The organism is Candidatus Hodarchaeum mangrovi (assembly GCF_975850365.1).
The window spans coordinates 70132-85550 of record NZ_CDLCQJ010000074.1 but is presented as its reverse complement, the minus strand read 5'-3'; the positions used below and the strand labels follow the sequence as shown (position 1 = coordinate 85550).

Genomic DNA, 15419 nt, shown 5'->3' with positions numbered 1-15419 from the left:
AATGACCCCTAAGCTAATTGAAGAGACATTTCCTATCAAAGAAATTAGCCAATTAGCTGTCCCTGAACGAAGTAGTTATAAACCAATTTATCAGATCTCTAAATGGTTTGCTCGTCGATCTTCATCTATGTTTAGAGCTATCATCTTAGGTTGTGTCCTATCCTCAAATGATAATTTAATGGATAATTTTTACGTTGAACATAATTTTAAGGATCTAATCCTATTAGATCCCTTCATGGGGGGTGGGACATCTATTATAGAAGGATTAAGATTAGGAATAAAATGCGTAGGAGTTGATATAAATCCTATAGCATGGTTTATAACTAAAACTGAAGCAGAACTAGTTGATATACATGAATTAGGAAGAGCAATTTCTGAATGCGTGAATCAAATTGAAGATGAAATCAAGAATTATTATCAAACAACATGTCCAATATGTCAAGGAAATGCTGATATAATTTATGCACATTGGATAAAAACTGTGTCATGTGTAAGATGCAAGACACAAATTCCAATTTTTAGAAATTTTATTGTGGGAAAAATTCTTCAGAAATGGTTTGTATTGTGTCCAAAATGCTCTTTTATATTTGAAAGTGAAAAACTCCCCTCAACAACGATTGAATGTCCTAAGTGTTTTTACAAATTTAATCCTCGTTCGGGAAATAGGATTGGACGGCAAAAAGTTAAATGTTATCAATGTAATACCCATTTTAATCTCTTAAAAGTAATTAAATCGAATTCCATTGAAATTTCTTCAGAAATGTATGCAATTGAAGGTTTCTGTCATTCTTGTTTTAGTAATTCAAATAAAAAGAAATTATCCTCAGGATTACGATTCTTTAAAGCTACAGATAGAGATGATTTAATTAGATATGAACATGCAAAAGAACAATGGAAAATAGAATCTTCTTTTCTTCTGTGGCCAAAGGAAAAAATTCCAGATGGTGAGGTGACTAAAGTACTATTAAATCACCAGTATCTCTATTGGAGTGATCTCTTTAATGAAAGGCAATTACTAGCCTTATCCAAAATTCTTGGTTATATTTCAGACATCAGTAACGATATCATCCAAGAAATGTTCCTTGCTACATTTATTAATTTATTAAACCATAACAATACTTTTACGAGATATTCTTTGAATGGTCAGAAAGTTGAAGGTATATTCGCACGCCATGATTTTCATCCTCTTTCTTCTTTTGCTGAAAATAATGTCTGGGGAACTAAATTTGGGAGAGGAACTTGGATTAAATGTCTTAAAAGACTTTATTTAGGTAAGAAATATAATATTTCTCCATACAACTCGGGATATGAGATTAAAAAAGGAAAAAAAGTTGCGAAAAAGATATTTTCTGGAAAAATAGAGGGAAAATTAGAAAAAATTCCTAAAAAATCGATTCTAAGATCCACAAATAATCTTAAACTCTTTTGTCATGATTCTGGAGAGAGAATAGACGAGATAGCTCCTTTTGATCTCATTATAACAGACCCACCTTATGTAGACAATATAAATTATTCTGAACTATCTGATTTTTTATATGTCTGGATTAGACTGGTTTTAGCAGATAAATATCAATGGTTTAAATTGAAGGAAACTCCAAAAGGAGAAGAAGCAATAGCAAGTAAAAATAGGGAATTAAATTATTTCAAAAAGCTTTTAAACATTTTTAATAACGTTAAAAGATTAATGAAACCAAGTGGACTCTTTATTTTTACTTTTCATCACTCAGACCGTGATTTTTGGGTTCAAATAGCAGATATTATCTTACTTTCAGGTTTTAGAGTTATAAAAACTCATACAATCCCAAGTGAAGCTAGGAATGTACTTAATATCCGTAATAAAAAATCTATTAGCTTTGACTTGATTATTGTATGTAAAATTCAGAGTTTGGACAACTATTCTGAGATAGCTTGTTCAGAATTTATAAAACAATTTCAAGAATTATACATCCTAAGGAGGAAGGAGTTAGAAAAAGCAAATATAACAATCAAAGATTTGGATTATTTGGCAATCTTTGCCGGTGTTTTAATGGAATTAGAGTTTAAATATATTATAAAGGCTCCCTCTGGAGAAAACTTATCCCATACTCAAATATGGGAAATTAGTTACAACAATATTCCCCAAAATTAATAATTTCCATTCGTGTTTTCCATGGTAAGACAATCATCATATGAATTAATCATTGGTAATGTAATAGAAACACTTCCCAAAAAAGCCCTAGAAAGAAGATTTAATCTTATAATTGCTGACCCTCCCTTTGGGATTTCTTTCAATAAATCCAGTCATGAATATGGATCAATTGATTACGATCTTTATGAGGACAATTTTACTCCAGAATCTTATTTTCAGTTTTCAAAGGAATGGATAAATGTCTGTTATGAAGCTCTAACAGATGATGGAAGTCTCTATATAATCTCTGGTTGGACAAATTTACAATTCATACTAAATGCTATAAAATCAACCAATTTTCATCTATTAAATCATGCTATTTGGCATTTTTCATGGGGAGTTTATACAAAGCGAAGATTTACGACAAGTCATTATCATATTCTTCTTTTAGTGAAGAATAGAAAAAAATATACCTTCTTCAAGCAAAAACATTATGATGAAGATGTTTTTTTTTGGCCTGAATACAATCGTGGGAATGATCCACATCGAATTAAAGGACATCCATGTCAACTTCCTATTGTACTTTTAGACAAATTAATTAGAACCTCAAGTAAACCATCAGATTTAATAGGTGATGTTTTTTCAGGAAGTGGAGGAACAATTCTAGCTGCACGAATAGCTGGACGAGACGTGGTTGGATTTGAAATTAGGAAAGAATATGTATCAATTATACATCATAAAGCCCGATTCGGGAAATCAATTGAATTTATGGTCAATCAAAGTTCTCTAGATGATTATTTATAATAAATATTGAATAGAAGTGAATTATATGAATAAAACGCATTTTCCTGAGGTAATAACAAGATTACCAGAGGCGGATATCCCAATTCATGGAATTAAAGGATGGGTTGCCCAAGGTGAGAATTTTCAAATTGTATTTTTCGAAAAAAATTCCACTGGAAAGATACCTCCACATAGTCATTCAACACAGTTTGGTTTGGTTTTAGAAGGAGAAATGTCATTAACAGTTGACGGCAAAAAGAAAAATTATTCAAAGGGAGAGACTTATTTCATTCCTGAGGGTAAAATTCACCAAGCGGAATTTCATACAAGAGTTTTGGCAATGGATTTCTTTGATGATGCGAAACGATACAAAATTAGAAAATAAAAAGTCAATAATGCAGATTCCCTATAGGAGGAAAAGTTTTACAACCATAATACTCTAAGATATGTTTATTTATCTCATCTAGGATGTGTCTTTTATCAGCTGAAATATTTTGAAGGAATAATTTTGTTTTAAAAACTATTGATCTATATATTTTATTTTCAGGGTCTGGATTCTTAATTGGAAGTCTTTTTAGATTTGAAATCGAGATAGCATTTGTAAAATTAGAGCCAAGGTTAAATTGTGTCTCATAAAACCATTTATATAGGATTGAATTAAGTATTGATAGGATATAAAAGAGTAAATCAGTATTAATCTCATATTCTGGTTTCAATCGTAAAATGTAGACATTTTGGGTTGTCCAAACACTTTTCATGTCTAAAGCTGCACAAGGATATCTTTTAATTTTCTGAAGAACTAATTTTGGGGAGAAGTATATCTTAGGATCTTTCTTACTTCTAAAATGCACAGAGGGATCAATAAAGTGAGAGTTCCTAATAAAAAATGCCTCAAAGTCGTCACCTGTTAAAATAGGTTGGTTTTGGATCTCATTAAATGTATTTTTTATCAGAAATTGTATTTCAAGATTTTTTTCTTCTATTACTATCTGACACGCTGGACAAATAATTCTTCTCTTTCGACTTGATTTTTGAACCCAGCTTTGACAATTAGGACAGTACATCACTTCTCCCCGTTTTGATAACTCTTCTCCTCTCTTTATAGTCATATATTTACTCAATGGACTGGAATTTTCTTTGATTCTAGTTAAAGTCTGTTGAACGTTAGAATTATAGTTCTGGGTAAATATATAATCATAATTTTCATAATAAATTGATTGATCAATCTTATTCTTGTTATCTACCAAAATTTTATGCTCTTGGTTCACGCTGTGTCCATAACGAGCTGTTAAAGAAATAAATTCTTGAGTAACATTTTCAAAGAGCCCATAAAAATTTATATTTAAAATTTGGTAATTATCCAAGAGGAATTTCCTTACATGAGTATATTGGTTTGATCTAGCAAAATTTTTAGGAAGAAGAAGAGCTAACATTCCTCTATTTTTACTATCAATTAATTTAGTACTTTGATAGATAAATAGTTCAAATATATTCAGATTCCGTTTAGAGCTCTGAAGAGGGAAAATTTGGTGATATTTAATCTTATCCTGATAACTCAACTTACTTCCCCAAGGAGGATTACCCAAAATTATTTGAAACTTATCATCAGAATATAAAGTTTCAAAATCCTGAAGAGAAAGATCTAGAAAATTACCTATAAGAATATTACGACTTAATATTTTCTTTAATTCAACCCGATAATTTTGATTAATATTTTTTAGGAGATTAATTATACATTCAGAAACAGCTTTTTGATTGATGTCAATACCATACAAATTATTTTTCAAAATTTGGAAAGAAATAGACTCCTTAAAGTTTTTTTTATTAGAGACTGATTTTTTGTGGGAATGTGTTAATAGATCTGCTAAAATTTCAAGAGAACTCTGCAAAAACCTGCCATTTCCAGTTGAACAATCTAAAATCTTTAGATTTGTGATTATATTTTCCATAATTTCTGGTGATTCTTCTAATGTGTGATAAATCACTTGATCTAAGTTATTATAATCATATAAAGTCTGATTTAACTGTGAGAGAATATATTGAATTATTGTTCTTTTCGTTAATTTGTTGGATATTGATTTAGGAGTATAAAATTCACCTAGATTCCTTCTTTGTTGTCTAGTTAAATTCATATTAAATATCCCTATTTTTTATGAAGAAGATGTTTGTTTAATTTGGAAAATTTGTTTAAATATGTTAAGCTGATCTTTTGCTTAATGTAAGCTTGAAAACAAGCAAAATAATAAACAAGGTTACTGATTATGATAGATTATTGACAAGTAGCACAATTTTATTGAACTCGTAATTTTATTTACCTTTTAAAATATATCATTGATGTGAAGGATTTCTAGAAAGCATATTCTTTTCCTAAAGATTTTGAATTTGTAGAATATTTTTTGAAATTTATTATCACTTTTTAACATTTTTTATATTTCTTTTAGTAGTCATGGTATTATATGAACCCAAATTCATGATTTTACATTTAGTTTCACAAAATTAATTCGTTTATACTTCATAAAATAAATTTAATAATTAAATGTAATAAAAGGATCTTCTTTTTTAATAAAGCAACAATAATATGCAAAGTTTTTTAATTTAAGGGATATGAATCACATCCAAAGAATATCCTCAAACATGAAAATTATTCTGGTTGAGATTAAATGAAAAGAAATTTATTTTTCTGTATGGTTCTGGTTGTTTCTATCTGTCTGAGATTTTATTCTCCACAGACTAATTCAATTTCGATTAGAAGAACAAATAAATTATTTGAAAATACACCCACTATTTTTTATGATCATGGAAACCCAACAGCAGAAGAACAGTATATGCTCGAGCTCCATAATCGTGCAAGAAAAGATCCAAATGCTGAAGCGCTCCGTTTAGAATTAGATCTTCAAGATGGGATTCCAGTTAATATAACTCCTCAACCGCCTTTAGCAATGCAGAAAAATCTTTGTGAAACTGCTGATAATTATTCTGCTATTATGTATGAATTAGGTATGCTTGGGCATTCCGTTGATGGATCTAATTTTCAGGATAGAGCATCATTTTTTAATTATACTGGATTTGTTTTTGGAGAATCAGTTGCTAGCTTTTTTAATCCCGTTTTACTTTTCAGAATGTTAATGGAAGATGCAGGTTGGGAAACATTTGGAGAGCCGTATCATCGTGAATTTATTTTAGGAGTAACATCGAACACTAGAGGAAATGAGATTGGAATTGGAAATTATCAAAATTACTATTGTGATATACTATATGGGAGATCTAATACTCTTTATCTTTTAGGGGTAATATATAATGATACAAATGAAAATGATTTTTATGATATAGGGGAAGGATTAGGGGGAGTACAAATCATGCCAGATAAAGGTGATTATTGGACATTAACTAGTAGCTCTGGTGGATATGCTATTCCCATCACCCTAAATGGAACTATTGCTCTTACTGTATCTGGTGGTGACTTATCAACATCAATAACTAAATATGTTGATGTATCAACTATAGGTGAAAATATAAAAATCGATTTTCGTTCTGGAGAAGAAAATCATTCGACAACCTCCACTTGTTTGACAACTACTGAAAAATATTCGACAACTTCTTCTTTAACAATTACTAGCAGTAATGATATTTCAAAACCATCTGAAACAATTCGAGAGACAACAAATGAAACGACTAATTTTATTTCATTATCTCTTTTATTTTTCACATTTTTTTATTTAATTCAGACTCGCAGAAAACAGATAGAGTGATATTGATTATCCTAACTTTTTAAAAGAGGCTTTTTACGATCATTTAAACTCCTATTCCTTGATTCTCCCCCTAATCTTAAGATTTTGATAATAATGAAGGATTAATTAATAATCAATGGTTCTTTTCAATAAAATATTTTTCAATTATTTCGTAGTTTTTTCTATTCTGATTAAATTATCAGATGTAGGATTTGATGACTTTAGTAGTTTGTTAATCGATAGACTTTTCAACTAGTGTTCCATTAGTAGCTCAGATTTAATAATGAAAGGTCTTACTCATGTTCTTTTCGGAATGGGATTTGTAAGTATTTTTTTTTATTTTTTCAAGGTTCCTTTTATCTTATGGTTTTTAGGAGTTTTTATAGTTTCTCCATTCTTTTCACGATTACCAGATAAAGATCAAACAATAGCTAATGTAACCTTTAATCAAATTGATCCTCATCGTGGGAAGCTAAGCCATAATTTATTGATTGGATTACCTTTAATTCCTCTTTTTTTCTTGACAACTATAGGAATATTCGAAACTATTCTCATTTTCCTAATAGGATCTGTATTCGGGGCTTTATTTGCCCATTCTTTTGTTGATTCCTTTAATTATGCGGGGATTTATATATTAGGTATAAAAATAAAGGGTTTTCTAAAATGGGATTCTTTTTGGGGAAATTTAATCTTTAGAATCCTAGGTGTAGTCTTAATTCTATTACCTGTACCTCAATTTGTCTAAAAAACCAAAGATTAAGCTTAAATAATAATGGATAATAATAGATCAGAGAATAATAATTATATAGAAATTTATTCGTTTTATTAAAGTAATGAATCATAGAAATTAAGATGAACAATGTTGCTGAGTAAGTTAAGGCTAAAAGGATTTCTAAAGCTCTCCCTTTCTCACCATCCATTATGCTGGCAATATAGAAATCATACCATTCGTATTAGAGGGTTTTCTTTCTGTCTAGGTTGTACTGCATTTTACTTTGCATTTTTTATCGGGTTTCTTTTGATCATCTTTATATACTTAAACAGATTTAACTGGGAGGAATTAGTTATTATAGCAATAATATTATATTTACCAACTATATTTCGATTATTTCGATTTCCCATTTTCAATACAACTCAAAAAGGTTTACGTTTTCTTTATCGTTTTTTTTTAGGAGTTGGAGTTGTGGTAGGATTGATTTCTATTTTCAAGGCTTCAAATATTTTTATCGGATTGTTACAATTTCTGTTGGGAATAGGATTATATACAGGTATTGGGTTAAAAAGGGTTTTTGGTAAGAATGTTATGGATGAATGTAATGATTGTTCCTTTTCTCCATCATGGGAGTGTCCTGGTTTCTCACCATTTCATATTAAGCCACGTTAATAGATTACAGAATTTTGATTATATGATCCTTAAGGAGTAATTTTATGTATTTGGTTTAATAAGTTCAAATCATTCTGGTGAGGTTTCTTATGGCGGATGAATTATATCTAGATGATATGTTTCTAAAAAATTTTGAAGCAGAAGTGGTATCAGTAAAAGAGGGAAAATTTATTGTTCTTAATCGGACTGCTTTTTACCCCAAATCAGGTGGAGTAGCAAATGATGAAGGAAAAATCATTCGAGGCTCGGATAGTTATGCAGTTGTCTATGCAGGTAAATTTGGCGGAAAAATTTCTCATGAAGTGGATAAAGAAGGTTTAAATGCAGGTGATAAGGTTACTGGAGTTCTTGATTGGGAACGTCGGTACAAATTAATGCGTTATCATACAGCAGCTCATGTCATAAGTGGAGCATTTTACAAGAATCTAAATGCAAAAATAACTGGAAATGAAATTAATATTGACCATGGTAGAATCGATTTCAATCTTGTAAATTTTGATCGGTCATTAATTGAAGAACAAGTGAATCTAAGTAATCGAATTATTCAAAAAGATTATCCTGTTGAGGTTTATTATCTTGATCGCTCTCAGGTTGATAATGATCCGGACCTTCTTAAGCTTAGCATGGGGCTTCCTAAGCAGATCAAAAATGTAAGGATTGTTGATATTAAAAACTTTGACCGTCAACCCGATGGTGGGTGCCATGTGAAATCGCTTAAAGAGATTGGTAGAATCTCCATCCGTAAATTAGTTAATAAAGGGAAAGATAACCGTCGTCTTTATTTCAACCTAGAAGCAATTTAACTTGAAGTTATCCATAATAATTCGTTCAATTAATAATAGACTCTAATTATAGCTATTAATAACTTTTCTGAGTTCTTATATAGACGGAGTTCCTTTGATACACTGATTTCCAATGACCACGAATGGTGTGTCTGTAGTTCGATGTTTATACCAAGTTTTTAATCTAGTGAATAGTGAACGATTGTCTATTATGGTAATATTGAGATTGTGTTCACTATATGAATCAACAGTAGTAATAAGCCGTAACATGACTAATTGCTCCTCAGCACTCAGAATTCCGTTTATTGTACCTTTAATTAGGCCATTACCTATCGATCTCATAGTATTAGAATAATTATCTGGAGCGCAATAAGGATGAAGGATCATTTCTTTATTTGTTCACTAATAGCTCTAATAGTTCCTTTACTCCAATTGTGTGGCTTAATTTTCAATTCTTTCATATCTTCAGAAATATAAATGAAATACTAGTATTAAACTATAAAAAAATGAATATAAATGCAACTTATTGCTTTTTTATATGAGAGATAATGGTAAAATCATTGAACATACAAACAAAATTTTTATTCGTTTGGGATGTTGATATTTACTAATTCAATTATCCGGAACTTCTTCCCGAATTTGATAGATGTAGTCTAAAGATTGATGACGAAAATATGTATCATATAACGTTGAATAATATCCTTTTTTAGCCATTAAATCATCATGATTTCCTTGTTCAACAATTTTCCCTTTATCAAGAACAACAATTCGGTCAACATGTCTGACAGTCCATAATCTATGCGCAATAATAATAGATGTTCTTCCTTTGATTGTTTTTTCCAATGCTTCTTGTATTCGTGTCTCAGTAAAAGGATCAACTGATGCTGTGGCTTCATCGAGTATTAATATTGAGGGATTTTCAAGTAAAGTTCTAGCAAAAACAACCAATTGTCGTTGACCCATGGAAAGTAAAGAACCTCTTTCACGAATATTAGTTTTAATACCGTGAGGTAAGTCCTCCATCCAATCGGATCCACCTGCATTTTCCAAAGCCCATAATACTTCTTTTTCAGTGGCGTTCGGTCTGCCATATTTGATATTATTCTCCAATGTATCATTCCAGAGAAAAGGAATTTGAGGGATAATACCTATTTGCATACGATACTTCTTTAGATCGAAATCACGTATAGAGATCCCATCAATTAATATTTCCCCATCTTGAAACTCGTAAAATCTAGCTAATAATTTAGCAATACTCGACTTACCAGCCCCAGTATGACCAACAATAGCGATTGATTCTCCAGGTGCTATCTTCAAGGAAAAATCTTTAAAAACATTTATTCGTGTCTTATCAAATGAAGTTCCTTCTGTATATGAGAAATCTAGATTCTTAATGTCGATTTCTCCTTTTAATTTATTAATTCGGTTATTTTCTTGTAAAACTAGAGGAGGAGTATCAATAAGAGCGAAAATTCGTTCTGAAGCAGCTAACCCTGCCTGAAAAGAAGGCCAAAAAGAAGCAATTGAGAATAGAGGGAAGAAAAAGAGAATTAAACTTTGAAGAAATAAGTATAAATCTCCAATTTTAATTTCACTATTATAAGTGGTCATTCCACCGAACCAGATTATTAATCCAAATGCTATACCTTGAATAATACTTAAAGTTGGAAAAATAAAATTAAAAACATATGCTCGCTTCAAATTAGCTAGATAGGATTGATCATTTACTCCTATAAATCCGGTATAAAGCTTTTTTTCTTGTCTAAAAGTTTTAGCTATCTGTATTCCAGATATTGTCTCTTGAACATAGCTATTCACAGTGGCAAGAGCTCTTTGACCTTCTAAAGTTCTTTTTCGTGCGATTTTTCGAAAAGATAAAGCAACTAGAAATATAAATGGAACCATTCCAAAAATTATTAATGTTAATTGGATGTTTAAGATGATTAAAAATAATAACATTATTATAACAACTAAAAAAGACCCAAATGTCTGAACAAGTAAAGAAGCTGTCTGACCAAAGTCACGACTATCTGTGTTAATTCTAGAAACGATTTTTCCTGTTGGATATTTGTCAAAGAATGATAAGTCATGTTTTAGAACTGCTCTATTTACATCTTGACGGATATTTAGTACAACGTCTCCAATTACAATAGCTGAATATTTTTGACGAAAATAATTAGAAATCCAAGCAATAAAATTCATTAAAAATATGAGTAAAATTGAAAATGCAATCCAAATAACATTTCCAGATGAGTCTTCAATGTAATTAAGTACTTCACGAGTTAAAACAGGGACAAATGAATTCGATAGCGAGTATAAGGTTAAAAAAGCAATAACGATTACCATTTCTTTGTGATATCCCTTGAAATAAACTGTTATCCGCCTTAAAAGGTCGATATCTTTGTATTTTCTATCGTACTCTTCAGCAGCTAAACCTAATCCAAAACCCATAAAATCACCTTGTATTTCTGATAATCTGTTCTTCGGTTAAATCAAAACGTTTTACAAAAATTTTGCGATATTCTTCACAATTTCTAATAAGATATTCGTGAGAACCTTGAGCAATAACCTCTCCTCGCTTCATTACTAGAATTAGGTCTGCCCATCGAATTTGGGATAGACGATGAGTTATTAAAAAAGTTGTTCGTCCTTTTAAAATATTTGAAATAGCATTTTGTATTTTATCTTCTGTTTCTGAGTCAATAGCACTCGTACTATCATCTAAAATTAGAATTTTTGGATCAGAAAGAAAAGCACGAGCTATTGCTATTCGTTGTCGTTCTCCTCCACTAAGTTGAACACCTCTCTCCCCTATCTCTGAATAATAGCCATTTGGGAGTTTAGAAATAAATTCATGCGCTTGTGCTTCTTTAGCAACATCTATTACATCTTCTAAGGAGCTAGTTTTTCCAAATGTAATATTATCTAATATTGAAGATGAAAATAAAAAGATATCTTGTTCAATATATGAAATTTGGGATCTCAGGCTTTGTAAATTAAAATTCTTAATATTAATTCCATCAATTATGATTTCTCCTATTTCTACATCATATAGTCGTGAAATAAGCTTTGTTAAAGTTGTCTTTCCAGATCCTGTTGTACCACAAATTGCAATTGTTTGACCTGCTTTTATTGAGAAATTAATATTACGGAGAATTGGTTGGGAAGCTCCTGGATAAGTGAAGTTAACATTATTAAATCTAATTTCACCAGAAATTTCCTTTTCAATGCCTGATAAATTCTCATCAATATCAGATTCATCATTCATGATTTCTAATAAACGATCAGCTCCTGAAATAGCTAATCTTACTAGTGCAAAGGACCAAAGTGAGATAAATGTGGGAAAGCGAAAATTTCCTAATAATCCTACATATGCGATTATTTGACCGATTTCCATAATTCCTAGCATATTTAGGCGAATAGAATGGCCTAATCCTATAGTTACTACCAAAGCGACTAGTAAAAGTGGAATATATTTTGCTTGAATCAACCCCTGCTCTACAAAGGCATCTCGATATCCTATAGCATTCTTCAGATATTTCTTAATTTCTCCTTCCTCAGTGGAGGATCCTTTAACAACCTCGATTCCTGTTAAGGTTTCATTAAGATGTGCATTCATTTTGCCAAATTCATTACGTAATTTATCTGTAACTGGACCAAGTTGCTTTAAATATCGTCTTAAGGTAATTATGAATAAAATAATGAATAGTATTGGTGCAAAGAGGAGTTCTTTAGGGTAAAGGAAAAAAATAAATAATAATGGTGTTATCAGACCAGTAAATGACTCAAATATTAACGAAATCGCAGGAGAAACCAAGAAATTAAGCATTCGAACATCATTAGTGGTTCTTGCCATAATGTCTCCTATTTGTTGCCTATCGTGAAAACTTTGGCTTTTTCCCAATAAATTGGAGTAAAATTCATGTCGAGTATCCCTTTCCATTCGTTGAGCGAGTGTTTCTCGAATTAAACTATTAATTAAACTCAGTATAGGTGATCCTAATCCTATTACGAGTACCAATAAGGTGTTTCTGAAAAGATTTGAGATTATTCCTTTATTTAAGTTGTCAATAGTATAACCAATAACTACCATCAGACTTGAAGATAGAATAGAATTAAGAATGGTTCCTATAAATATCCAAAGAACAATAATTTTATTTGAGCCATGTAATAAATGAAAAATAATCCAATACTTAGAACCCTTACTTCTAACATCAGAAAATTCGTCATAAGCTTCAGCTGAATATTCTTTTTTTCTATTCTGGACATTATACATCTAATAATTCTTCCTACTGCCATTATTTCTAGATAGAAAGCGAAAAATTTCTTATATATTGAAAAATTCGATAGAATTAATACGAATCTGCTTTTTCTTAAAAATAATTAAATCAATTATTGAAAAAAAGGGGGGTTAAAACTATTGGATTTTCCTAGGATTAAATCGAGGTTTAATAATTAATTCTGCTGTATTTACAAAGTCAGATTCGGTTACAAGATAATGACATGCATGAGCAATGTCCTCGGGTTGTATACTCCATTCAACATAATCTGGACTTTTTCCTCCAAAACTTGTTAAAACACTACCAGGACAGATTGCCGTCACCTTAATTTTATATTCTTTCAAATCTTCACGTAAAGACCAAGTGAATCCTTGAATGGCATGTTTAGATGCTGAGTAGAGGGTACCTGTCTTGAAACCATTTTTTCCAGCTATACTACTAATGTTTATAATGTGACCTGATTCTCTTCTAATCATATGAGGAACTACATACTTAGTGGTTAAAAAAACACCTTTTACATTGACATCCATTATAAAATTATAATCCTCAATGGAAAACTGATCAATTCGTGAAAATCGACCTACTCCAGCATTATTTATTAAAATATCTATCTTTTTGAATTTTTCAATAGTTTTATTCACCATATTGGTGACTTGATTTTCTTTTGTAATATCAGTAGGAATTATTAACACTTCTGTAGTAAATTTCGATTCAATTTCATTTTTTAAGTTAGTAAGTAATGCTTTATTACGAGCAGCTAATACAAGTTTGATACCACTTTCTCCAAACTTCAAGCTAATTTCTTTTCCAATTCCTTTTGATGCTCCAGTAATGATTGCTACTTTATCTTGAAGATTCAATTTAATTTCACCATTTGTTATAAAATTATTCCTCGTTCAATATTTAAACGAAATTTTTAAATGTAAGAAAAGCTTACTCCTATAAATATCGTTTTCAAAATATGGATGAAGTAGAGAATGAAAGTTTTGTTAATAGGTGGAAATCCTGCTGCGCTCTCCGCAGCTAGTGCAATTCGTCGTGAGCATGCAGATTGGGAAATTTGTGTTTATGAAAAGGATAAATTTGTTTCTTACGGGGCCTGTGGGATTCCTTACTATGTTTCAGATAAAGTGAAATCTCTAGATAACTTAATAACTCTCACAAAGGATGATTTAGAGAAAAAAAGAAAAATTCCTGTATTTATTAATCATGAAGTAATTTCAGTTGATTTTCAGAAAAAAAAGTGTGCGATTTATGACAAGGATTCAGATAAGAGTTTTTATAGTAAGTACGATTATTTAGTTATAGCAACGGGTGCCATAGCTAAACTAGTTAAAGGATTAGATATTGATCATCCTAGAGTATTTAAAGTACATACGCTATATGACGCTAAAAGGTTGAAGAATTTTCTAAAATCGCACCAAATAAAATCTGTGGTAATTATTGGTGGAGGATATATTGGATTAGAGATGTTAGAAGCTTATCTAGCTAATAGCATAGAAGGATCAAATATAACAGTAATTAGCCCACAGCTTGTCTTTAATTCAGAATCACAGGATTACATCATAAATGTCGCTGAAAAATATAGAATTAACTTAATGCTAAATCAACGGGTAAAATCTTTAGATAGGATCTCAGAAGAAAAGATAAAAGTTAATTTCCAAGATGGGAAAAGCATGAATACTGATCTTGTTCAAATTTCTATTGGAGTTGTCCCGAATACTGATATTTTCAAAAATTCTCAGTTAAAATTACTACCTAATGGAGCAATAATTACGGATGAATTTATGCGTACTAATATTCCTAATGTATATGCAGCAGGCGACTGTGTTGCTTCATATCATAACATTCTGGAAAAACCTGTATTTATACCTTTAGCCCCAACAGCAAACAAGCAAGGAAGAATCGCAGGTTCACATATTGCTGGGACTCCTGATCTAGATCCATTTAGTGGAGTGTACGGAACGGCCATATTTAAAGTATTAGATTTGTATTGTGGAAGAACAGGAATCACTTTGGAAGAAGCAAAAGAATTAGGATACCAAGCGGATTATGTTTTAATTGAGAATAATGAGATTGCTCATTATTACCCTGGTGCAACTAAGATGTCAGTTCTTTTAGTTTTTTGTACTAAAACACATCGATTACTTGGTGCTGAGATAACCGCGCCAAGTCCCATGGGTGCTAAAAAGATAGATACATTAGCTACTGCCCTAGCATGTAAAATGACTATCAGAGATCTTCAAAAACTAGATCTTGCCTATGCTCCTCCTTTTAGTTCTGTTTGGGATCCAATTTTAATTGCTGCTAACATTGCCAGAAAAAAATGTACGTGAACTATGGATTTATCATTAA

At 30.8% G+C, this 15419-nt stretch carries 13 protein-coding genes; 8 read left to right on the top strand and 5 right to left on the bottom strand.

Features of this window, described 5'->3' with window-relative positions; translation table 11 throughout:
• Position 1: 1 nt before the first annotated feature.
• Genes ACWVCY_RS07535 through ACWVCY_RS07525 form a run of 3 tightly spaced genes read left to right on the top strand, consistent with a single transcriptional unit; the run spans position 2 to position 3275 of the window.
• The gene (locus ACWVCY_RS07535) at positions 2–2128 is read left to right on the top strand and encodes a hypothetical protein (RefSeq protein ID WP_455141680.1); all 2127 of its coding nucleotides are present in this window, start codon (positions 2–4) and stop codon (positions 2126–2128) included.
• 21 nt (positions 2129–2149) lie between these two features.
• A complete protein-coding gene (locus tag ACWVCY_RS07530) occupies positions 2150–2911 on the top strand; it encodes a DNA-methyltransferase (protein WP_455141678.1) in 762 nt (253 codons plus the stop codon).
• A 25-nt stretch (positions 2912–2936) separates the two neighbouring features.
• Entirely contained in the window at positions 2937–3275 is a 339-nt protein-coding gene (locus ACWVCY_RS07525; RefSeq protein WP_455141676.1) for a cupin domain-containing protein, read from the top strand.
• A 4-nt stretch (positions 3276–3279) separates the two neighbouring features.
• Here ACWVCY_RS07525 and ACWVCY_RS07520 read toward each other — a convergent pair whose 3' ends face one another.
• Positions 3280–5022 carry an Eco57I restriction-modification methylase domain-containing protein gene (locus tag ACWVCY_RS07520; protein WP_455141674.1) on the bottom strand — a complete coding sequence of 581 codons (1743 nt, stop codon included), beginning with the start codon at positions 5020–5022 and terminating at the stop codon, positions 3280–3282.
• A 528-nt stretch (positions 5023–5550) separates the two neighbouring features.
• On the opposite strand from ACWVCY_RS07520, the gene ACWVCY_RS07515 reads away from it, so the two are divergent.
• The 4 genes from ACWVCY_RS07515 to ACWVCY_RS07500 all read left to right on the top strand — a co-directional run bounded on the left by ACWVCY_RS07515 (position 5551) and on the right by ACWVCY_RS07500 (position 8805).
• Positions 5551–6639: a CAP domain-containing protein gene (locus ACWVCY_RS07515; RefSeq protein WP_455141672.1), complete on the top strand. Its 1089-nt coding sequence runs from the start codon at positions 5551–5553 to the stop codon at positions 6637–6639.
• Positions 6640–6901: 262 nt separating this feature from the next.
• Positions 6902–7363, top strand: a complete 462-nt coding sequence (locus ACWVCY_RS07510) for a metal-dependent hydrolase (RefSeq protein ID WP_455141670.1) — start codon at positions 6902–6904, stop codon at positions 7361–7363.
• A gap of 117 nt (positions 7364–7480) precedes the next feature.
• Entirely contained in the window at positions 7481–8002 is a 522-nt protein-coding gene (locus tag ACWVCY_RS07505; protein ID WP_455141669.1) for a hypothetical protein, read from the top strand.
• A gap of 89 nt (positions 8003–8091) precedes the next feature.
• Positions 8092–8805 carry an alanine--tRNA ligase-related protein gene (locus ACWVCY_RS07500; protein WP_455141667.1) on the top strand — a complete coding sequence of 238 codons (714 nt, stop codon included), beginning with the start codon at positions 8092–8094 and terminating at the stop codon, positions 8803–8805.
• A 75-nt stretch (positions 8806–8880) separates the two neighbouring features.
• Here the strand turns inward: ACWVCY_RS07500 and ACWVCY_RS07495 are convergent, their stop codons facing one another.
• The 4 genes from ACWVCY_RS07495 to ACWVCY_RS07480 all read right to left on the bottom strand — a co-directional run bounded on the left by ACWVCY_RS07495 (position 8881) and on the right by ACWVCY_RS07480 (position 13924).
• Positions 8881–9171 carry a hypothetical protein gene (locus ACWVCY_RS07495; protein ID WP_455141665.1) on the bottom strand — a complete coding sequence of 97 codons (291 nt, stop codon included), beginning with the start codon at positions 9169–9171 and terminating at the stop codon, positions 8881–8883.
• Between the two features lie 225 nt (positions 9172–9396).
• Complete coding sequence (locus ACWVCY_RS07490; RefSeq protein ID WP_455141663.1) at positions 9397–11235, bottom strand: ABC transporter ATP-binding protein; 1839 nt, start codon at positions 11233–11235, stop codon at positions 9397–9399.
• Positions 11236–11239: 4 nt separating this feature from the next.
• The gene (locus tag ACWVCY_RS07485; RefSeq protein WP_455141661.1) at positions 11240–13060 is read right to left on the bottom strand and encodes an ABC transporter ATP-binding protein; all 1821 of its coding nucleotides are present in this window, start codon (positions 13058–13060) and stop codon (positions 11240–11242) included.
• 141 nt (positions 13061–13201) lie between these two features.
• Positions 13202–13924 (bottom strand): SDR family oxidoreductase, encoded by a 723-nt coding sequence (locus tag ACWVCY_RS07480; RefSeq protein ID WP_455141659.1) that lies wholly within the window; start codon positions 13922–13924, stop codon positions 13202–13204.
• A 117-nt stretch (positions 13925–14041) separates the two neighbouring features.
• On the opposite strand from ACWVCY_RS07480, the gene ACWVCY_RS07475 reads away from it, so the two are divergent.
• The gene (locus ACWVCY_RS07475; protein ID WP_455141657.1) at positions 14042–15400 is read left to right on the top strand and encodes an FAD-dependent oxidoreductase; all 1359 of its coding nucleotides are present in this window, start codon (positions 14042–14044) and stop codon (positions 15398–15400) included.
• Positions 15401–15419 lie beyond the last annotated feature (19 nt).